Source organism: Frondihabitans sp. PAMC 28766 (genome assembly GCF_001577365.1).
Lineage (GTDB): Bacteria > Actinomycetota > Actinomycetes > Actinomycetales > Microbacteriaceae > Frondihabitans.
Map to the genome: position 1 here is coordinate 3,649,314 of NZ_CP014513.1, position 18,863 is coordinate 3,668,176.

Sequence of the window (18,863 nt, forward strand, 5' to 3'; positions counted from 1 at the left end):
CCCTGAAGGAGAACCAGTGACCACCGGCGTTCACTCACGAAGCGCGTGGCTCCATCCCGACCTCGAGGCGATCGCCCCGCGGCCTCGCCGCAAGGTGCACCTCGACTACCACAACTCGCAGTTCGAGCCGCGGGTCGGCTACGCGTTCGACCCCGACGAGTTCGTCGCGACGCTGAAGAAGGCGTCGATCGACTCGATCGTCGTGTTCGCCAAAGACATGCACGGCTACTTCTACTACCCGTCCGAGCACGGCCCGGTGCACCCGGGGCTCGAGGGCCTCGATCTCATGGGCGAGCAGGTCGAGGCCTGTCGCCGGGCCGGCATCAAGGTCTACACGTATTACTGCGTCACCTGGGACAACTACCTGGCCGAGCACCACCCCGAGTGGCTGTGCTTTCGCCGCGAGCGCGACACCTACCTGCCCGCCTTCGACGAGACGCCGAACTGGACGGCGCTCTGCCTCTCGAACGACGACTACGTCGAGCTGATGCTCGACCACACCCGCGAGATCCTGTCGCGCTGCCGACCGGACGGGGTCTGGTACGACATGCCGATGCCGAACCCCGAGGTCGAGTGCTTCTGCCACAACTGCCTGGAGGCCATCCGGGCCGAGGGCAAAGACCCCTTCGACATCCGGGTCCAGCGCGAGCGCATGCAGGAGCTGCTCACCATGTGGCTGCGGCGCTCGAAAGAGGTCGTCGACGAGGTGGCGCCGGGTGTCGAGCTCGAGCAGAACAATCAGACGCGGCTGGGTCTGGCCGAGAGAGCCGAGTATCTCTACAACGTCGACATCGAGGCGCTGCCCAGCGGCGAGTGGGGTTACGGCTACTTCCCGCTCAACGCGCGCTATGTGCGCTCGCTCGACCTCCCGAGTACGGGCATGACCGGCCGGTTCCTCCTCACCTGGGCCGACTTCGGCGGCCTCAAGTCGGAGAACCAGCTGACCCTCGAGACCGCGTGGATCGCCGCGACGGGCTCGGCGGTCTGCATCGGCGACCAGGCGCCCCCGTCGGCGCGGCTCGAGCCGGGCGTCTACCGCACGATCGGGGCGGCCTACGGCAGCCTCGCCGCCATCGACGACGTGCTCGAGGGCGCGGTGGGTGTGGCCGAAGCCGCTCTCGTCGTCTCCGGGCTGCAGCTCGCCGACTACGGCCGCACCGAGCGGCACGGCACACACGCGATCAGCGACGGGGCGAGCGGCGCGGCGAAGATGCTGAGCGAGCTCGGGGTGCAGTACGACGTGGTCGAGGCGGGCACGGTCGACCTCGACCGCTACCCGCTCGTGATCGTGGCCGAAGGCGACGAGCTCACGCCCGCGGTGACCGCCGAACTCGAAGCGTATGTCGAGGCGGGTGGCACGCTCGTGCACTCGGCCGTGCCGGGCACGACCCTCGACGAGGCTCCGTGGCTGCGCGACCTGGGTGTGACGCACAGCGAGCCCTCACCCTTCACGCCCGCCTACCTGCGTATCGCCGACGGCTTCGGCGACACGGTCGACGGCTACGACTTCGCGCTCTACGACGGCGCCGACCGCTGGACTCTCGGCGGCGACGCCCCGAGCGACTCGGTGCAGGTCGCCGCAACCCTCGGCGAGCCGCTCTTCCAGCGCTCACCCGAGCACTACACGAGCCATCACCAGAGCCCGGTCGCCACCCAGACCGGCAAGCCGGTGGTGCTGGTGGGCGACCGTCTCGCCGCTTTCGCCTTCCCCGTCGCCAGCGGCTATTACGCCCACGGCTACTGGCTCTACGCCGAGCTCTTCCGCCGCGTGCTCGACTCGGTTCACCCCGAGCGCCTGGTGCGCTCGTCGGCCCCATCCAGCCTCGAGCTCGGCCTCACGCACCAGCCCGAGACCGCGACCCACGGCGAGCGCTTCATCCTGCACGCCGTCAACTTCGCGGGCGCGACCCGGCGCGGGCGCGACCACACCGAGTACTTCGACCAGGTGGTGCCCCAGTCGGGCGTTCCGGTCGAGCTCGACCTACCCCTCGACGTCGCCCGGGTCTACGACGCGCGCACCGGCCTCGACGTCGAGAGCACGGGCGAGGGCGGCAGGATTCAGGTCACGCTGCCCGCGGTCGCCATCCACGGTGTGCTGGTGCTCGAGGCGACCCGCCGCAGTGATCTGCCGTGACGGGCCGCCTGTATGCGACTCCGGAGTTCTCGCCCGATCCGGTCTACACGCTGGAGGCTCCGCGGCATCCGCGCCCCATCGTGATCCTGGGGGCCGGAGGGATCGTGCGCGACGCTCACCTGCCGGCCTACGCGAAGGCCGGCTTCACGGTGGCCGGGATCTGCGACCGCGACGTACCGAGGGCGCAGAGGCTCGCCGACCAGTACGGCATGGCAGCCGTCTTCGGCTCGGTCGGCGACGCCGTCGCCGCCGCGCCGACCGACGCCGTCTTCGACCTGGCCCTGATGCCCGAGCACTACGCCGAGGTGCTCGAGCAGCTGCCCGACGGGGCGGCCGTGCTGATCCAGAAGCCGCTGGGCAACACCTGGGCCGACGTCGAGCGGGTGGTCGAGATCTGCCACCGCAAATCGCTGGTCGCGGCAGTCAACACGCAGCTGCGCTTCGCGCCCTACGTCGCCGTGGCCCGAGCGCTGATCGCGTCGGGCGAGATCGGCGAGCTCTACGACCTCGAGATCCAGGTCGAGGTGAACACCCCGTGGGAGATGTTCCCCAGCGTGCTCGCCCTCGACCGCCTCGAGATCAACATGCACAGCGTGCACTACCTCGACCTCGTGCGCAGCTTCGTCGGCGACCCCGACAGCGTGTCGGCCGTCACCGTTCGTCACCCCGAGAAGACGCACGCCAACTCGCGCTCGGCCATCGTCTTCCACTACGGCGGCCGGCCCCTGCGCGCACTCGTGACGACCAACCACGACCACCACTTCGGCGAGAAGTACGAGCAGAGCTACGTCAAGTGGGAGGGCACGAAAGGCGCGCTCCGGGCGCAGATGGGGTTGCTCATGGCGTACCCCGAGGGTCGAGAAGACCTCCTCGAGATCCAGCGCGACTCCGACGATCCGGCGTCGTGGCAGTCCGTGCCGTTCGACGGCACCTGGTTCCCCGACGCCTTCGTGGGCTCGATGGGCGCACTGATGCGCTACCTCGAGGGGTCGGTGCCCAATCTGCCCACGAGCATCGACGATGTGCTCGTCACAATGGCCACTGTCGAGGCGGCCTATGAGGCGAGTGGTGTCGGCGGAGTCCCGATCCGCACATTATTGAACTGATGAATTGACTGTTGCAGAACACGAACGGGCACTTCCTGACTCATTTGTGCGTGATTGATCGTATGTCTAGACTGGTCCCGCCGCGCCCACCCCTCTGATTTCACCGACGAAAGCAGCTCTCCATGGCGATGTTCAAGCCCGACTCCGTCCGGCCCGCCCCCTACGAGAAGTTCGCGCACCAGAGCCCCGCCTGGTTCACCGACGCGAAGCTCGGCATCTTCGTTCACTGGGGCGCCTACTCGGTCGCCGCCTGGGCCGAGCCCCTCGGCGACATGGGCACCGACGAGGTGCCCGACTCGTTCGCCCGCAACCCCTACGCCGAGTGGTACATGAACACCTCCAGGATCGAGGGCAGCCCGGCGTGGAAGCACCACCGGGAGGTCTTCGGAGGCGCCGACTACTACGACCTCCTCGACCTCTGGAGGGCCGAGAACTTCGACGCCGACGAGGTGCTCGCTCTCGTCAAGCACACCGGCGCCCGCTACTTCGTGCCGACCACGAAGCACCACGACGGCATCACCCTGTGGGACGCGCCCGAGACGGGCGACCTCAACACGGTGGCCCGCGGCCCGAAGCGCGACCTGGTCGCCGAGTTCGCCGATGCGACGCGCCGCGCGGGCCTCAAGTTCGGGGTCTACTACTCGGGCGGCCTCGACTGGCACTTCGCCCCGGCGCCACCGCTCGTCGACAAGCCCGACGACCTCGACGAGATGTTCTCGTCGCGCCCCGTCGACGACTCCTACGCCCGCTACGCCTTCACCCACGTCGACGACCTGATCACGAAGTTCGCGCCCGACGTGCTCTGGGACGACATCGACTGGCCCGACGCGGGCAAGCCGCCCGGCGACCACAGCCTCGTGAGGCTGTTCGAGCGCTACTACGCTGCCGTGCCGGAGGGCATGATCAACGACCGCTGGGGCGACACCCACTGGGACTACCGCACCACCGAGTACGCCATGGGCGCGACGACCGGCTCGGACGAGCCGTGGGAGAACTGCCGAGGCGTCGGCTACTCGTTCGGCTACAACCAGCTCGAAGACGAGACGACCACGCTCTCGGGCGACGAGCTGATCCGCCATTTCGTCGACGTCGTGTCGCGCGGCGGCAACCTTCTGCTCAACATCGGCCTGATGGCCGACGGCACTGTGCCTCCGATCCAGCGCCGCAGCCTAGAGGCCCTCGGCGACTGGAACGCCGCGCACGGCGACGCGATCTTCTCGTCCGTGATCGTCGACTCTGCAGTCGCGCGGCCGAGCAACGAGCCGTGGGTGCGCTGGACGGCTACCGATGCGGGGGTGCGCGCGATCGTCGATGCCGACGGCGAGGTGCGGTTGGATGCCGATGCCGCGCTCCTCGATCCTGCGACCGCCGTTCTCAGTGACGGAGCCGCGGTGACCGTGAACCTCGACGGCGACTCTCTCGTCGTGACGCTGCCGCCGCGCGCGGCCGGCGCCGGTCCGCACGTCGTCACGTTCGCGACGGCAGCCGTCTCGCGATGACTGGCTCCGTGCGCGATGGCGTCGACCTGGCCGACTGGTTCACGGGCGCCGGGCTCGGCGTCTTCGTGCACTGGGACCACGCCAGCCAGCAGGGCATCGAGATCTCGTGGCCGATCGTCGGAGAGTCGATCATCCCCGGCCGGGATCGACCCGAAGACGAGGTGACGGTCGAGCAGTACCACTCGTCTGCGGCGACCTTCGACCCGACTCGATGGAACCCGGCAGCCGTCGCGCGCCTGATCCGGGCCTCGGGCGCGCGCTACGTGGTCTTCACCGCGCGGCACCACTCGGGCTATGCGATGTACCACACCCGGTTCTCCGACTTCTCGGTCGAGCACTCCCCCTACGGCCGCGACATCACGCGCGAATTCGTCGACGCAGCCCGCGCCGAAGGCCTTCGCATCGGCGTCTATTACAGCCTGCCCGACTGGCACCACGTCGACTATCCCGCCTTCACCGACGCCGACCGCCCCTACCCGGCCGAGCATCAGCCCCAGTTCGACCCGCAGGATGCCACACAGCGTCACCGCCGCCCCTCGCCCGAGGCCTGGGCGCGCTACGTCACCTACCTGCGAGACCAGCTCACCGAGCTGCTGACCGACTACGGGCGCGTCGACCTCTTGTGGTTCGACGGCGAGTGGGAGCGGACCGCCGACGAATGGCACACCCGCGAGTTGCGGCAGCTGATCAAGTCACTGCAGCCGGACGTGATCATCAACGACCGGCTGACCGACGCCGGCGACTACGCGACGCCCGAGCAGGGGCTGCCGAGCACACCCCCGGCCGGCCCGTGGGAGCTCTGCATGACCATGAGCGACGCCTGGGCCTATCGTCCGACCGACACCGCCTACAAGTCCTCGCGCACCCTCGTCGAAATGCTGATCGAGACGACGAGCCGCGGCGGCAACCTGCTCGTCAACGTCGGGCCGCGGGGCGACGGGTCGATCCCCGAGCCGGAGACGGTGCGGCTGAAAGAGATCGGCTCGTGGATCGCCGGCCACGGCGAAAGCGTGATCGGCGTCGAGCCCGACCTGGCGATCGAGTTCTCCGGGCCGGTCACCCGGCGCCCGGAGACGATCTACCTGCATCTCGTGGCCCGGCCCGTCGAGGCCTTCACCGTGCGGGGCGTGCCCGTCGGGCGCGTCCGCGGCGTTCGCCTCCTGGGGGCGGAAACCTCTCTCGGCTTCACCGCCGACCGCAACGTGCACGAATTCGTCGCCGACGAAAAGGCCCGCATTGGAGAGCTGCGCATTGAGGCGCCAGAGCCGACCGGCGCCCTCGTCGACGTCGTCGCCATCGAGCTGGAGCCCGTGTGACCGGCGTGGCCGCGTCGCGAGATGCAATCGTCCGTGCCGAGGCGTGGCTCTGCGACCTCCCGGTCGAGACCGTGCGCACCGACGCGATGCAGAGCTTCCTCTCGCAGGAGACGATCTTCGTCCGCATCGAGACGGCATCGGGTGCCACCGGGCTCGGCTACAGCTACACGATCGGCACCGGAGGCGGCGCCGTCCTCGACCTCCTCCGCACGGTGTTGCTGGACGCCGTCACGGGCCTCGACGCCTCCCGCCACGAGGCCGTCTGGCGGGCGATGATCTCGTCGACCCGCGCGACGACAGTGGGTGCGGTGAGCTCGCTCGCCTTCGCCGCCATCGACACGGCCGTCTGGGACGTGAAGGCGAAGTCCAGCAACGCGCCCCTCTGGATCGCCGCCGGTGGCGCCCGCGAGTCGATCCCGCTCTACGACACCGAGGGCGGGTGGCTGCACCTCAGCGGCGACGAACTCGTCGAGAGCGCTCTCTCCGCGCAGCGCCACGGCCTCGGCGGCGTCAAGATCAAGGTCGGCAAGCCGCGCGGTGCCGAAGACGCCGAGCGCCTGCGGGCCGTGCGCGACGCCGTCGGCTGGGGCTTCGACATCATGGTCGACGCCAACCAGGCCTTCACCGCGGCCGAGGCGATCCGGCGCGCAGCACAGTTCGACGACATCGGGCTGGCGTGGTTCGAAGAGCCGCTGCCCGCCGAAGACGTCTCGGGGCATGCCTCGCTCGCGAGATCTTCGAGCATCCCGATCGCGGTCGGAGAGAGCATGTACTCGATCGGACACTTCAAGGAGTATCTGCACGCGGGCGCCGCCTCGATCCTGCAGCCCGACGTCGCGCGGATCGGCGGAATCACGCCCTGGCTCAAGGTCGCCCACCTCGCCGAGGCCTACAACGTCGCCGTCGCGCCGCACTTCTTGATGGAGCTGCACGTCGCGCTGACCTGCGCGGTGCCCAACTCGCTCTACCTCGAGCACATCCCGCAGCTGCGCGCCCTCACGAACGGCGACATGGCGATCGAGTCGGGCGCCGGAGTCCCCTCCGACACCCCCGGCCTCGGCATCGACTGGAACCTCGACGCGATCGACGGGCTGCGGGTTCGGTAGGCGAGCTGATTCAGCCGTCAGCGGCTGCCGACCGAGCCACCCGCGCGGCCGGCAGCCCGGAAGTACCGACGGAGACGCTCCGTGAAGTAGAAGAGGACGAACAAGCCCACCACGACCACGGCGCTGAGGGCGACGTTGCCCCCGAACGCCACCCGCGAAGCATAGTCGGACGACTTGAGGCCCACAGCCGACTGCACGAGCGGGCCGAGAGCCAGCACGGCCGCAGCCGGAACCAGGACGAGGGCGTAACGCTTCGTGAAGCCGCGCACCTGCCGCCACCAGAGGACGACGCCGAACAGGCAGGCGGCGAACCCGGCCCAGTAGACCCACGAGTCGGACGTGTACCGCCAGCCGTGATACTGCCGCCAGCGCGCGAACTCGGTGCCGAACGTCGCGAACTGGTGATCGTTGCCACTCCGACTCGGCAGCGGGATCAACGGCAGCCCCAGCAGGGCGAGCACCAGCAGCACGAGGGCGATGGCCCCCAGCACGACGGGCACCCCGCGCGAACGCGGGCGGAACGAACTGGCGGCCGGGCTCGCTGAAGACATCGTTGCTCCTCGTCGCCCGGCTTCGGGTGCCGGGCTCGTCCCCTGGAACCTATCGCGGCGGCGAGGCGCGCGCCCACGGGGACGGACGCCGGCGTTCAGCGCTGCTCGCGGCCGCCTCGCGAGTGACCGCGGCCGCGCCGCAGCATCTGCGGGTCGTCGGCCGTGACGCCGGAGGCCGTGCGGTTGCTCGGGCGCGACGGCGGCATCGGCTCGGACGGGAAGCGGCGATCGCCGCTCCACAACGCAGGCGGCGCGTCGATGGCGTAGGCGAGCGCGTAGGCGACCTGCTCGTAGTTGACCCGCCACCCGCGGAAGTGCGGCCAGGCCTGCTCGCTGGCCACCTCGATCGGGTAGTCGACCTGCTTCAGGTGCTCGACCGCGACCTCGAAGTCCGCGTAGGTCACGTCGAGGGCGAGTCGGGGTCAGGATCGTCGTCGTGCGGGATGCCCGCGGCTCGCGCGATCTGGTTGAGACAGGTGAACCCCATCCGAAGGCACAGTCGCGCGCGCATCCCCGGGGCCGTGCTCGGGCTGAGGGCGAGCTGGAGGGCCGCCGCGTCCATCACGCTGACGAGAGAGATCAGCCAGTTCGAGTAGGGGGCCGGCGACCGGAACCACAGCAGCGACAGGTACGAACTGTGCGACTCGGCGACCTCGGCCGACCAGCGCTCCCAGTCGCGGTAGAGGTCGCTGAGCTCGTCGGTGCTGTCTTGCGCGGCCATGCCGAACCGGGTGCGGGCCAGCAGCTCGGGGCCCCACGACGGCGAGCCGACTCGCGAGACCAGGAGCGTCACCGCCCGCTCGCGCTTGTTGAACGCGGCGTAGAGAGTGGGCAGGTATCCCACCTGAAGCGCGATGACGACGAGGCCCGTGTAGGCGGCGGCGTACACCAGCACCGAGTTGCCCACGCTGCTGGGCGCCGCATAGCCGAGGGTGAACATCGCCGACCCGGCCTCGCTCGCCGCCCGCCAGCCGTCGGCGCCGACGAACGGCACGAGCATCAGCGTGAACGACACGTCGAGCAGCACCATCCACACCAGCAGGCGCACGAAGATCGTCATCGGCGACTGCCATGCGAGGATCCTGTCGCGGCGCACGTACGGCATCGACCCCATGGTCGCCGCCCGGAACATCATCCGTGTCATCGACGCCGTCGTGCGCGTCAGCGCACTGGAGAAGGATCGCGGCACGATCAGCGACCCGATGACGCTCACCCAGGTCACGACCAGGAGGAACACGCCGACGGCGAAGACCACCCAGCTCAGAAAGATCACCCGTTCGCCCCTCTAGTAGACGGTGTAGCCGCCGTCGATGGTGAGCACGGAGCCGGTCATGAAGCTGGAGGCGTCGCTGGCAAGGAAGACCATCGCCGGGCCCAGCTCGTCGGGTTCGCCGGCGCGCTGCTGCGGGGCATCCTCGATCCAGTGGCGGTAGAACTGCGGGTCGTCGATCGGCGCCATGTCGGTGTGCATGTAGCCCGGGGCGATGGCGTTCACCCGCACGTGCGACGGCGCCCACTCGGCGGCGAGACTGCGCGTGAGATGGTGCACGGCCGCCTTCGACGCGTTGTAGGCGGGCTGCCACTGCGGCCGGTTCACGATGGACGCCGACATCGAACCCACGTTGACGATCGACCCGCCGCCCCGTTCGACCATGTGCCGCCCGAACACCTGACTGGCGATCCAGAGGCCGTCGAGGTTGACGCTCATCACGTCGCGCCACTCGTCGTCGGTGACGTCGAGGGCCGGCTTGTGGATGCAGGTGCCCGCGTTGTTGACAAGCACATCGACTCGCCCGAACCGTTCGACCGCCGCGCTCAGAAGCCGCTCGACGTCGGGGCGCTTCGTCACGTCGGCAAGCACGGTCAGGACGCCGACGCCCAGCGCCTCGAGCTCGGCCTGCACCGAGGCGGCAGCCGCTGCGTCCCGGCCGACGATCACGACGTTCGATCCTGCCTCGGCGAGCGCCGTGGCGAAGGCGCGACCGAGCCCTCGCGTGGACCCGGTGACGACCGACGTGCGCCCCGTCATGTCGAACTTCTCCAGAACAGGCATCGACGCCCTCGTCTCTCGTGTTGTGGCTGCTCGCCGCTCGGGCAGAGTGCTGCCGTCTCGTCCTGCCAGTTATATCGTGTGTCGCGTCGCAGTCACAGTCGCCTGCACCTCGAGAACGTGTGACATTGACACGGAGAGGCGGCGCCCAGTGCGAAATACCGTCGAGAAACCCTCTGCGGTGAGGCGGACGAACACTCGCATTCGTCCGCCGGGCCGGGTGGTCACCGGAAGGCCGGCATGACCTGCTGGGCGTATGTTTCGAGCTGGTAGCGCTGGACGGCGTCCCAATCCGGGAATGGCATGGACTGGGTCCACGACTCCGAGATGAGCCAGTCGAGGTCGCCTTCGCCGTAGAGGCTCGCCGTCCCGGCAAGCTGGTCGTGGACCTGTTCGGCGGTGCCGCAGAGCAACTGCCCGGCGTCGTACATCCGCTGCGTGAGCGCGCGGGCGTCGAGGAAGCTCAGGGGACGCTGGGGCGGGTCGTCGTCGTTCCGGTAACCCTCGTTGAACCAGCCGGCTGGCACCGGAGCCCGCGCCGAACCTCTCGGCCAGCAGCGATTCGCGAACCGTGAGCCGCTCCGACTGGTCTCTGCTCCACGGCCTGCAGATCGACGGCCGAGCCAGCTACGCCGACCTCGCCCGGACGACAGGGCTCCCTCAACCCGTCGTCACACGCCGGGTCACCCGACTCCTCTCGAGCGGCATCGCCGTTCTCGACGTGGACATCGCCCCCCACATCCTCGAAAACAAGGTCGCCGCCCAGATCTGGATGTCGGCGACACCCGATCGACTCGAGGCGTCCGGCCGGGCACTCGCCGCGTTTCCCGAGGTCGCGTTCGCCGCGGCGGTCTCAGGCACGAGAAACCTTGTCGTGTTCATCGAGTGCGCACGGCACGAAGACATCTTCCGCTTCATCACCACCGAGCTCGCCCGGATCGACGGCATCCGCGACATCGAAGTCGTCCCGACCATCGCGGTGCTCAAGAGAGCGACCTCGCGGATCGATCGGGGCGACGTCCTCATTCCATGACGCCCTCACCCGCCCGAGCCGATGGCGTCGCTGAGAGCGCGCTCCGACCCTCTGACCTCTGGACTAGGGGTCTGTTCACCTGTTCGAGAGGGGGCCTGCGGGGTCGAGGCCGGCGACGAGCGGGCTGAGGATCGAGGACAGGGTTCTGGCACTGTCGGCCGTGATCCTGTCGATGACGAGATCGTGCGCCGCGGTCGCCTGTATGCCGGCTGCCTCGAGCAGGACGCGCCGTCCTGCCGGCGTGAGAGTCATCAGGGCTGCCCGACCGTCGGCAGAGGACGCTCCACGGGCGACGAGTCCACGTTCTTCCAGTCGCCCGACGACCTTCGACATGCGCGGCACCGGAGCATAGGTCCGGGTTGCCATTTCGGTGATCCGCAGCGCACGATCCGGGGCGTCGGACAGCGACATCAGCGCACCGTACTCGAACAGGGTCAGCCCGACCTCGCGGAGACGGGCGTCCATGGCGGGTGTGAAGAGCTGCGAGAAGACGGTCAGGGCCACCCACAGGTCGGACTGCGATTGGTCGAGCCCGTGCATGCGCTGTGCCATCTGGTCACTCTACCAAAGAACTTGCACCCACAAGTACCTCGACATATGGTTGCTTCTGCAAGTAGATGACCGGAAGGAACACGCATGACACTCACGACTCACCTGACCGCCGAGGATGACCCCATCGTCTCCGTGAAACCCATCACCCTCGCCTCACCCGGGCGAGGCGTCGACCTCACGCTGCGCTTGTCGGCACCCGTATCAGGAGCCGGTCTGCCGGTGATCCTGTTCTCTCACGGGTTCGGAGAATCGCTCTCCGGCTACGGCCCCCTCACCGACTACTGGGCGTCGCACGGCTTCGTCGTCCTCCAGCCGACCTACCTCGACTCCCGCAGCATCGGCCTGGCTGACGACGACGGGCGCCGCGCGGGCATCTGGCGGCAGCGCGCTGCCGACGCGAGCCGTACCCTCGACCAGCTCGACGAGGCCCTCGAGGCGATCCCGGGTCTGCCCGAGCGAGTCGACCGGAGCAGGATCGCGGCGGCCGGGCATTCTTTCGGTGGCCAGACGACCGGGATCCTGCTGGGCCTGCGAGTCCTCGACCCCGAGACCTCTGCCCTCGACGACCTCCGCGACCCACGCGTGAAGGCCGGTGTTCTGCTGGCGACGGCCGGTCGCGGAGCCGACCTGTCCCCGCTCGCCGCCGAGCACTTCCCTTTCATGAGACCGACTTTCGACCACATGGAGGCGCCCGCGCTCGTCGTGCTCGGCGACCGGGACGACTCGCCCCTGAGCACTCGCGGCCCCGACTGGTCAGCCGACCCGTACTCCGACAGCCCCGGCGAGAAGCATCTGCTCACCCTGATCGGCGGTGAGCACTCCCTGGGCGGCGTTCCGGGCTACGACGTCAAGGAGACCACCGACGAGAACCCGGAGCGTGTCATCCTGCTCCGATCCGTCGCCGCCGCGTTCCTTCGCCACGCGCTCGGCATCGACGAGAGCGCCTGGAACGGCTTCCGCGAGACGCTCGGTGGGGCAGGATCCGAGACCGCGCGCCTGGAGTCGAAGAAGTGACGCGGGTCGTAGCCCTCGAGGAGCACATGGCCACCCCGACGTGTTCGCCGCATGGCGCAAGAATGACCCGACACTCGATGAACCCGTCATGCGCTGGACGGTCAGCGGCAACGTCGCCGGGCCGCTGCTGGACCTCGGCCACGAACGCCTTCGCGACATGGACATCGCCGGCGTCGACCTGGCGGTCCTGTCGTTGACCTCGCCCGGGCTGCAGAACCTCCCCGTCGACGAGGCCGTCGCCCTGCAGGGCCCGACGAACGACGTCATCGCTCAGGCCGTACGGCAGCATCCCGACCGGTTTCGCGGATTTGCGACACTCGCCACCCCGGACCCTGCGGCTGCTGCTGCAGAGGTCGAGCGGGCCGTCTCGAAGCTCGGACTCGACGGGATCCTGCTGCACACGCTGTCAGGCGACGAGTTTCACGACCTGCCGAAGTACTGGGATATCTTCGCCGCGGCCGAGGCGCACCGAGTGCCGATCTACCTTCATCCCAGCCTGCCCGCGTCCGGCGCCTTCGACGCGTACTACGACGGCTTCGGGCTGCTCGGCACCGGGGCGCCCGGCTGGCACTACCAGACCGGCATCGCGGTGCTGCGGATGATCATCGCCGGCGTCTTCGACCGCTTTCCCGGCCTGCAGGTGATCATCGGGCACTGGGGCGAGATGGTGCTGTTCTTCCTCGACCGCATCCAGCTTCTGACCGGTGCAGCGAAGCTTCAGCGGCCCCTCGTGGAGTACTTCCAGAACAACGTCCACATCACCCCGGGCGGGATCGCCTCCCACCGGTATCTGAACTGGGCCATCGAAGTCATCGGAGCCGACCGGATCATGCACGCCACCGACTACCCCTTCAACAGCGCCACCGACTTCGCCGCCCGAGACTTCTTGGACACCGCAGCCCTCACTGACACCGACCGCCGGCAGATCGCCTCCGACAACTGGGAACGCCTCGTCAGCCGGATCATCCGGTGAGATCGAACGGAGGGCGTCCGAAGGTCGTTCGTGCCCGGGCGATGCTGGTAGGACTTTTGCGGCCCTGCGCCGGAGCGACGGCTCAGCTATTTCAGACCGGAAGAAGCGAGCCCGTCGATCACTCGGCGTTGGAGCACGATGAAGACGATGAGGATCGGGGCCATCGCCATCAGGCTGGCAGCCATCAGCACGGGGTAGTTGATCGTGACGTCTCCTGCGATGGTCGCCAGCCCCGCGGCCAGGGGCATCTTCGACGAGTCGGTCGACACGACGAGGGGCCACAGCAGCTCGTTCCACGACCAGAGCACCGTCGTGATCGCGAGGACGCTGATCGAGGGGCGGGCGAGGGGCAGCATGATCCGCCAGAAGATTTGGAACGGGTTGGCTCCGTCGATGCGGGCCGCTTCTTCGAGCTCCGCAGGCATCCGGAGAAAGGCGGTTCGCATGAGGAACGTGCCGAAGGCGCTGAAGAGCCCCGGCGCGACCAGCCCGAAAACGGTGTCCAGCCAGCCGAATCCCTGCACGATCTGATACTGCGAGATCAGGTACACCTGCGAGGGGACGAGCAGGATCGACAGGACGATCGCGAGGATGGGCCCTTTGCCGACGAATCGCATCCGGGCGAACGCGTAGCCGGCCATGGTGCACAGCACGATCTGCGCCAGGGTGCGGATGACCGTGACCTCGATGGAGGTGCGCAGCTCGTCGAAGAACGGCAACCGCTCGAAGACCGCCACGTAGTTGCCCCACTGGAGGTGGGCGGGCCAGAAGGTCGGCGTGACGCTCTGGACCTCGGCGTTCGTCGACAGCGACATGATGATCTGCCACAGAAAAGGGAACGCCATGATGAAGCCGCCGACGCCGAGGACGACGTGGATGTAGGCGTGCGACCCGTTGCGTCGAGCACCGGAGCGGGACCGGGCGGGGCGCGACGGGCGCGTCTTGAGCGTCGAACTAGTCATTGGAGACCCACCTGCGTTGGAAGCGGAACTGGAACAGGGTGATGATGCCGATCAGCACGAAGATGAACATGGCGATGGCGGCCGCGAAGCCCTTGTCGTTGTCGATGAATCCCGACTGGTAGAAGTAGAAGACCAGCGACATGGTCTTGGGCATGACCGGGTTCTTCGCGCCGAGCATGGCGTACAAGAGATCGAACAGCTGGAAGCTCGAGATGGTCGTGACGATGACCACGAAGAAGATGCTCGGCGTGAGCAGCGGCACCGTGATCGACCGGAATCGTCGGGCCGGGCTGGCGCCGTCGAGTTCGGCCGCCTCGTGCAGTTCGGGCGGGATGTCTTTGAGACCGGCCCCGAGGATGATCATCGAGAAGCCCAGGGACGACCAGAGACCCACGATCGAGACGGCCGCGAGGGCGAAGCCCGGCGAGCTGATCCAGTAGGGCCCCTTGATGCCGACGAGCCCGATGAAGTAGTTCAGGATGCCGAAGTCGCCGTTGAAGATGATCCGCCAGACGAGCGAGATGGCGGCGGGCATGGCGACGTACGGCAGGAAGAAGAGGACGCGGTAGAGCTGCGCGAACCGGAGACCGGGAGTGTTCACGAGGTTCGCGAGCCAGACGGCGATCGGCACCCCGAGCAGGACGACGGCCGTGTAGATGACGGTGTTGAGCAGGGAGACGTAGAGCTGCGGGTCCGTGATCAGCTGGACGTAGTTGGCGAACCCGCTCCAGGTCGCTCCTCCGAAGACTCCCCACGTGGTGAACGAGAAGTAGAAGGTCTGCAGGATCGGCCAGATGTAGAACAGCAGCACGCCCGCGAGCAGCGGCGCCACGAACAGCACCGGCCACCACCCGTCGAACCGCTTTCGGCGCTTCACCGGCGGAATCCCTCGGGGGGTGCCCCGGCCCGATCGCGCGGAGAGCGCGATGCGGGCCGGGGCTGAGCTCTGACGATCGTCAATTTTCACGGACATACGAGGCGTGTCACTCCTTGGCGAGTGCGGCGGTCATTTGAGTGGACAGCGACTTGAGGGTCGGCTTGAGAGGCGACGTCCCGTCGAAGATGCCGGGCAGGTCGTTGGTCTCGAGCGTGTTCCAGGCCGCGGTGTTCTTCGAGACGGGAAGAGGTTTCGCGATGGCGACCTCGTTGAGGAAGACCTGGAGATCGACGCCGGGCATGGATTTGGCGAAAGCGGTCTGGGCTCCCTTGTAGGCGGGAATCACTGCTCCGAGGTCGCCCTGCTGCGTCTGGGCAGCCTTGCCGGCGAGATAGACCTGGAGCGCCTGGGCGGCAGCCACGTTCTTGCCCTTGGCAGCGACGACGTTGGAGACGCCGTGGATGACGTTCGCTGCGACTTTCCCCGTGGGCAGCGGATACACGGCGAGGGATTTCGCGACGGGTGAGGCGCCGAGCTCCGACCGCGCCCACGAGCCGCCCTGGTACATCGCGGACTTGCCGGACGTGAACCACTGGTCGCCGGTGGTGTCGGTGAGCTGCTTCGTGTTGGGCGATGCGCCGGATTTGATGAGGTTCGTCCAGAAGTCGATGCCGTTCGCGGTGGCGGCTGATCCGTAGCCGGACGATTTGCCGTTCGCCGAGACGACACTGCCGCCGGCCTGGAAGATCGTCGGGTAGTAGGTCGTCTGCCCGTCCATGCCCGCAGTGATGCCGTAGATGCCCTTGGACTTGAGCGCCGTCGAGATCGCGTTGGCCTTCTGGCTGAACTCCGCCCAGGTCCAGTTCTTGGTGGGCAGCGCCACGCCGGCCTCCTTGAAGAGGGCCGTGTTCACCCACATGCCGATGGTGTCGAAGTCTTTCGGCACACCGTATTCGGTTCCTTTGTAGGTGTACAGGTCATCGAGAGCCGAGGAGTAGTTGCTCGGCGTGATGGCGCCGGCCTTGACCTCGCTCGTGATCGGGGCGAGCTTGCCGTTGGATGCGTAGAGCTGGAAGTTGGGGCCGTTCATCCAGAACAGGTCGGGCAGCGAGTTGCTCGACGCCTGGGTCTGCAGCTTGGTCCAGTAGTCGGCGAAGGGTGTCACGTTCACCGTGACCTTGATGTTCGGGTACTCCTTGTTGAAGCCGACGAGGTTGGCATCGATGGCCTTGACCTGCGTCTGGTCCCAGACCGCGTAGGTGAGATTGGCCTTGGTGCTCTTGGACGGAGCCGTGTAGGACGAGCTCGTGGTGGAGCCGCCCGCGGAGGCGCTGCAGCCGGCGAGGGCCGTGACTGCGGCGACCGCGGCGGCGACGCCGAGGAGGAGACGAGTCCTCTGGCGTCGGGACTGCTGGGGGAAGACCGACATTGCTGTGTCCTTTCGGGAACGCGCACCGGACGGTGTCGCGAAGGTGGATTAGTGCTGGAGAGAGGTGAAGTAGGCGAGGACGTCTTCCGGCAGGCCGGGGACGTCGAAGGGTTGGGATCCGCTCCGCAGCGAGCGAGTGGCCAGGTCGCCGGCGGCGACGGCCTGACGAGCCGCCAAGGGCGAGAGAGCGGTCGGTTCACCGAAGGCGAGATGGCGCAGGAACTCGGTCATGGTCAGGTGGTCGGCGTCTTCATGGCCGGTGGCGACACCGCCGATCGTGTATTCGCGGTCGCCGGTGTCAGCCCAGTCGCGTCGGTGGTTCCAGACCTTGACGACACCGCCGGCGGTGTCGCCGAAGTTCTCGAGACGCCCTTCCGTTCCGATGACGGTGTAGTTGCGCCAGTAGTCGGGGCTGAAGTGGCACTGCTCGTAGCTGGCCTGCACCCCGTTGTCGAGCGTCATCATGACCATCGAGACGTCCTCGACATCGACGACGGGATTGAGCCCGGTCTGCGACCGGGGCGGCCAGTTGTCGAACGAGAACCAGTCCGACATGACCTCGCCCGAGCGATCGCGGCGATCGTCGATGTCGCCGTAGACCGCGAGGTTCCCCATGCCGACGACGCGCGAGGTGTAGCCGGAGGCGAGCAGGTGGATGACGTCCAGGTCGTGGCTGGCCTTCTGGAGGAGCAGCGAGTTGACCTTGGCCCGGTCGGCGTGCCAATCCTTGAAGTAGTAGTCGGCGCCGTTTCCGACGAAGTGACGGCACCAGACGGCCTTCACCTCGCCGATCTCACCGCGCCGGACGATCTCGTTCATGAGCCGGACGACTGCGGCGTGGCGGAAGTTGTGGCCGACGTAGAGGGGCGTCCTGGTGGACACGGCCGCCGCAAGGATGCGGTCGGCGTCTTCCAGGGTCGTCGCGAGCGGCTTCTCGAGGTAGACGGCCACGCCGGCGTGCAGGAAGTCGATGGCGATGTCGGCGTGAGTCCAGTCCGGGCTGGTGACGATGACGGCGTCGAGACGCGCCTCGGCGATCATCTGCTGGTGGCTTTCGTAGAGGTCGACCGCGCCGCTCCAGTCGAGGCGAGCTCGCTCGACTCCGGCGACAGATGGCTCGGCGATCGCCACCACAGAGGCGTCCACTCCACTGCTGGCGACGTGACGGGCGATGACAGCGCGCTGGCCATAGCCGACGACGCCGACCCGCAGCGTGCGCTCCTGACTGATTGTCATTTCCTTCTCGCCTCCTTGCGTGAACTTGACGAGTAGCTTGCCAAAACGATCATGAATGCACAATAGATCACGACAAGGTCGTCGCCGAAAGGGTCGGGCGAGTGTTTTACACGATCGAAATAAAAAGGCGCCACGTCACCGACGCGGCGCCTCCGTCACGGAGATCAGGCGAGTTCACGCAGCGATGACGATTTCGACGCCGGCCGATTCGAGATCGGCCTGCAGGGCCGGCGGGACGGCGACATCGGTGACCAGGACGTCGATCCTCTCCAGGGGGCAGATGCGCGCAAAGGTCATCCGATCCATTTTCGTGGAGTCGGCGACGACGATGACTTTCCGCCCGACCTCGGCGAACCGACGGCTCACCTCCGCCTCCCCCTCGTGCATCGTCGTGGCGCCATAACGTCCACTCAGGCCGTCGACACCGAGGATCACGACGTCGACGGCGAACTCCGCCAGGGTCGTGGCGACGACGGCGCCGACGAGCTCGTACGACTGCCGGCGAGCGACCCCGCCGGTCACGACGATCTTCACGTGCGGGCGGACGGAGAGCTCGTAGCCGATGTTCAAGGCGTTGGTCACGATCGTCACGCCGTAGTCACCATCCGAACGAATGAATCGCTCGCTCTTGCCCAGCTCGCGAGCCACCTCTGTCGTCGTGGTGCCTCCATTGAGCCCCACGGAGTCGCCAGGCATGACCAGACCGGCCGCCGCTCGAGCAATCGCGATCTTCGCGTCAGCCTGCCGGGCGATCTTGTACTGAAGAGGAAGCTCGTAACCCGTCCCGAGCGCGGCCACCCCACCGTGAGTGCGCGTGACCAGTCGCTGTTCCGCCAGCGTCGTCAGGTCCCTCCTCGCTGTCGCGGGCGAGATGTCGAGGCTCTTGCTGATCTCGGAGATCGACACGTTGCCCCGTTCGCTCACGAGTTCGAGGAGAGCGTTCAGTCTTTGCTGGGGCGTCATCATCGGCCTTTCACTCAGGAATTGACTCTGGCCATCCTAGAGTCGTGTCTCTCCCACAAGTC

The 18,863-nt window shown here is 67.7% G+C and carries 19 protein-coding genes; 8 read left to right on the top strand and 11 right to left on the bottom strand.

All coding sequences use genetic code 11. The features are described 5' to 3' along the window. Positions 1-16 precede the first annotated feature (16 nt). From AX769_RS17495 to AX769_RS17515, 5 genes are all read left to right on the top strand, one after another. Positions 17-2,134: an alpha-L-fucosidase gene (locus AX769_RS17495; protein ID WP_066281880.1), complete on the top strand. Its 2,118-nt coding sequence runs from the start codon at positions 17-19 to the stop codon at positions 2,132-2,134. Beyond that, positions 2,131-3,240: a Gfo/Idh/MocA family protein gene (locus tag AX769_RS17500; protein WP_239451840.1), complete on the top strand. Its 1,110-nt coding sequence runs from the start codon at positions 2,131-2,133 to the stop codon at positions 3,238-3,240. The genes AX769_RS17495 and AX769_RS17500 overlap by 4 nt, the downstream gene beginning before the upstream one ends. A 122-nt stretch (positions 3,241-3,362) precedes the next feature. Continuing rightward, positions 3,363-4,739 (top strand): alpha-L-fucosidase, encoded by a 1,377-nt coding sequence (locus AX769_RS17505; protein WP_066281881.1) that lies wholly within the window; start codon positions 3,363-3,365, stop codon positions 4,737-4,739. After that, positions 4,736-6,055, top strand: coding sequence for an alpha-L-fucosidase (locus tag AX769_RS17510; protein ID WP_066281882.1), 1,320 nt, complete (start codon positions 4,736-4,738; stop codon positions 6,053-6,055). The genes AX769_RS17505 and AX769_RS17510 overlap by 4 nt, the downstream gene beginning before the upstream one ends. Further along, complete coding sequence (locus AX769_RS17515) at positions 6,052-7,161, top strand: mandelate racemase/muconate lactonizing enzyme family protein (protein WP_082763904.1); 1,110 nt, start codon at positions 6,052-6,054, stop codon at positions 7,159-7,161. The genes AX769_RS17510 and AX769_RS17515 overlap by 4 nt, the downstream gene beginning before the upstream one ends. 17 nt (positions 7,162-7,178) lie before the next feature. Here the strand turns inward: AX769_RS17515 and AX769_RS17520 are convergent, their stop codons facing one another. The 5 genes from AX769_RS17520 to AX769_RS17540 form a co-directional block, all read right to left on the bottom strand. Further along, complete coding sequence (locus AX769_RS17520; protein ID WP_157887706.1) at positions 7,179-7,712, bottom strand: hypothetical protein; 534 nt, start codon at positions 7,710-7,712, stop codon at positions 7,179-7,181. A gap of 95 nt (positions 7,713-7,807) precedes the next feature. Then, entirely contained in the window at positions 7,808-8,116 is a 309-nt protein-coding gene (locus tag AX769_RS17525) for a hypothetical protein (protein ID WP_066281888.1), read from the bottom strand. Next, on the bottom strand, positions 8,113-8,985 hold the full coding sequence (locus tag AX769_RS17530; RefSeq protein ID WP_066281890.1) for a hypothetical protein: 873 nt from the start codon (positions 8,983-8,985) through the stop codon (positions 8,113-8,115). The genes AX769_RS17525 and AX769_RS17530 overlap by 4 nt, the downstream gene beginning before the upstream one ends. A gap of 12 nt (positions 8,986-8,997) precedes the next feature. Continuing rightward, the gene (locus AX769_RS17535; RefSeq protein ID WP_066281893.1) at positions 8,998-9,765 is read right to left on the bottom strand and encodes an SDR family NAD(P)-dependent oxidoreductase; all 768 of its coding nucleotides are present in this window, start codon (positions 9,763-9,765) and stop codon (positions 8,998-9,000) included. A gap of 221 nt (positions 9,766-9,986) precedes the next feature. Then, complete coding sequence (locus AX769_RS17540) at positions 9,987-10,289, bottom strand: hypothetical protein (RefSeq protein WP_066281894.1); 303 nt, start codon at positions 10,287-10,289, stop codon at positions 9,987-9,989. A gap of 44 nt (positions 10,290-10,333) precedes the next feature. Here AX769_RS17540 and AX769_RS17545 point away from each other — a divergent pair, with 44 nt between their 5' ends. Then, a complete protein-coding gene (locus AX769_RS17545) occupies positions 10,334-10,795 on the top strand; it encodes an Lrp/AsnC family transcriptional regulator (protein WP_066281896.1) in 462 nt (153 codons plus the stop codon). Positions 10,796-10,870: 75 nt separating this feature from the next. Here the strand turns inward: AX769_RS17545 and AX769_RS17550 are convergent, their stop codons facing one another. Further along, on the bottom strand, positions 10,871-11,347 hold the full coding sequence (locus AX769_RS17550; protein ID WP_066281898.1) for a MarR family winged helix-turn-helix transcriptional regulator: 477 nt from the start codon (positions 11,345-11,347) through the stop codon (positions 10,871-10,873). Positions 11,348-11,431: 84 nt separating this feature from the next. On the opposite strand from AX769_RS17550, the gene AX769_RS17555 reads away from it, so the two are divergent. Further along, the gene (locus AX769_RS17555; protein ID WP_066281903.1) at positions 11,432-12,361 is read left to right on the top strand and encodes a chlorophyllase; all 930 of its coding nucleotides are present in this window, start codon (positions 11,432-11,434) and stop codon (positions 12,359-12,361) included. A gap of 88 nt (positions 12,362-12,449) precedes the next feature. Next, positions 12,450-13,334, top strand: coding sequence for an amidohydrolase family protein (locus AX769_RS17560; RefSeq protein ID WP_157887707.1), 885 nt, complete (start codon positions 12,450-12,452; stop codon positions 13,332-13,334). A gap of 86 nt (positions 13,335-13,420) precedes the next feature. On the opposite strand, the gene AX769_RS17565 is transcribed toward AX769_RS17560, so the two are convergent. The 5 genes from AX769_RS17565 to AX769_RS17585 all read right to left on the bottom strand — a co-directional run bounded on the left by AX769_RS17565 (position 13,421) and on the right by AX769_RS17585 (position 18,762). Beyond that, positions 13,421-14,296, bottom strand: a complete 876-nt coding sequence (locus tag AX769_RS17565) for a carbohydrate ABC transporter permease (protein ID WP_066281904.1) — start codon at positions 14,294-14,296, stop codon at positions 13,421-13,423. Then, a complete protein-coding gene (locus AX769_RS17570; RefSeq protein ID WP_239451841.1) occupies positions 14,289-15,173 on the bottom strand; it encodes a carbohydrate ABC transporter permease in 885 nt (294 codons plus the stop codon). Before AX769_RS17570 ends, AX769_RS17565 begins: the two co-directional genes overlap by 8 nt. Positions 15,174-15,279: 106 nt before the next feature. Continuing rightward, complete coding sequence (locus AX769_RS17575) at positions 15,280-16,602, bottom strand: sugar ABC transporter substrate-binding protein (RefSeq protein WP_066281906.1); 1,323 nt, start codon at positions 16,600-16,602, stop codon at positions 15,280-15,282. A 48-nt stretch (positions 16,603-16,650) separates the two neighbouring features. Continuing rightward, positions 16,651-17,838, bottom strand: coding sequence for a Gfo/Idh/MocA family protein (locus AX769_RS17580; RefSeq protein ID WP_066281909.1), 1,188 nt, complete (start codon positions 17,836-17,838; stop codon positions 16,651-16,653). Positions 17,839-18,012: 174 nt separating this feature from the next. Further along, positions 18,013-18,762 carry a DeoR/GlpR family DNA-binding transcription regulator gene (locus AX769_RS17585; protein WP_239451842.1) on the bottom strand — a complete coding sequence of 250 codons (750 nt, stop codon included), beginning with the start codon at positions 18,760-18,762 and terminating at the stop codon, positions 18,013-18,015. Positions 18,763-18,863: the final 101 nt, after the last annotated feature.

What these genes read in the sequence shown, in the direction of transcription:
- AX769_RS17505 (WP_066281881.1), top strand. Translation starts at nt 3,363, where the DNA reads ATGGCGATGTTCAAGCCCGACTCCGTCCGGCCCGCCCCCTACGAGAAG.
- AX769_RS17510 (WP_066281882.1), top strand. Translation starts at nt 4,736, where the DNA reads ATGACTGGCTCCGTGCGCGATGGCGTCGACCTGGCCGACTGGTTCACG.
- AX769_RS17520 (WP_157887706.1), bottom strand. Translation starts at nt 7,712, where the DNA reads ATGTCTTCAGCGAGCCCGGCCGCCAGTTCGTTCCGCCCGCGTTCGCGC.
- AX769_RS17535 (WP_066281893.1), bottom strand. Translation starts at nt 9,765, where the DNA reads ATGCCTGTTCTGGAGAAGTTCGACATGACGGGGCGCACGTCGGTCGTC.
- AX769_RS17550 (WP_066281898.1), bottom strand. Translation starts at nt 11,347, where the DNA reads ATGGCACAGCGCATGCACGGGCTCGACCAATCGCAGTCCGACCTGTGG.
- AX769_RS17555 (WP_066281903.1), top strand. Translation starts at nt 11,432, where the DNA reads ATGACACTCACGACTCACCTGACCGCCGAGGATGACCCCATCGTCTCC.
- AX769_RS17560 (WP_157887707.1), top strand. Translation starts at nt 12,450, where the DNA reads ATGCGCTGGACGGTCAGCGGCAACGTCGCCGGGCCGCTGCTGGACCTC.
- AX769_RS17565 (WP_066281904.1), bottom strand. Translation starts at nt 14,296, where the DNA reads ATGACTAGTTCGACGCTCAAGACGCGCCCGTCGCGCCCCGCCCGGTCC.
- AX769_RS17575 (WP_066281906.1), bottom strand. Translation starts at nt 16,602, where the DNA reads ATGTCGGTCTTCCCCCAGCAGTCCCGACGCCAGAGGACTCGTCTCCTC.
- AX769_RS17580 (WP_066281909.1), bottom strand. Translation starts at nt 17,838, where the DNA reads ATGACAATCAGTCAGGAGCGCACGCTGCGGGTCGGCGTCGTCGGCTAT.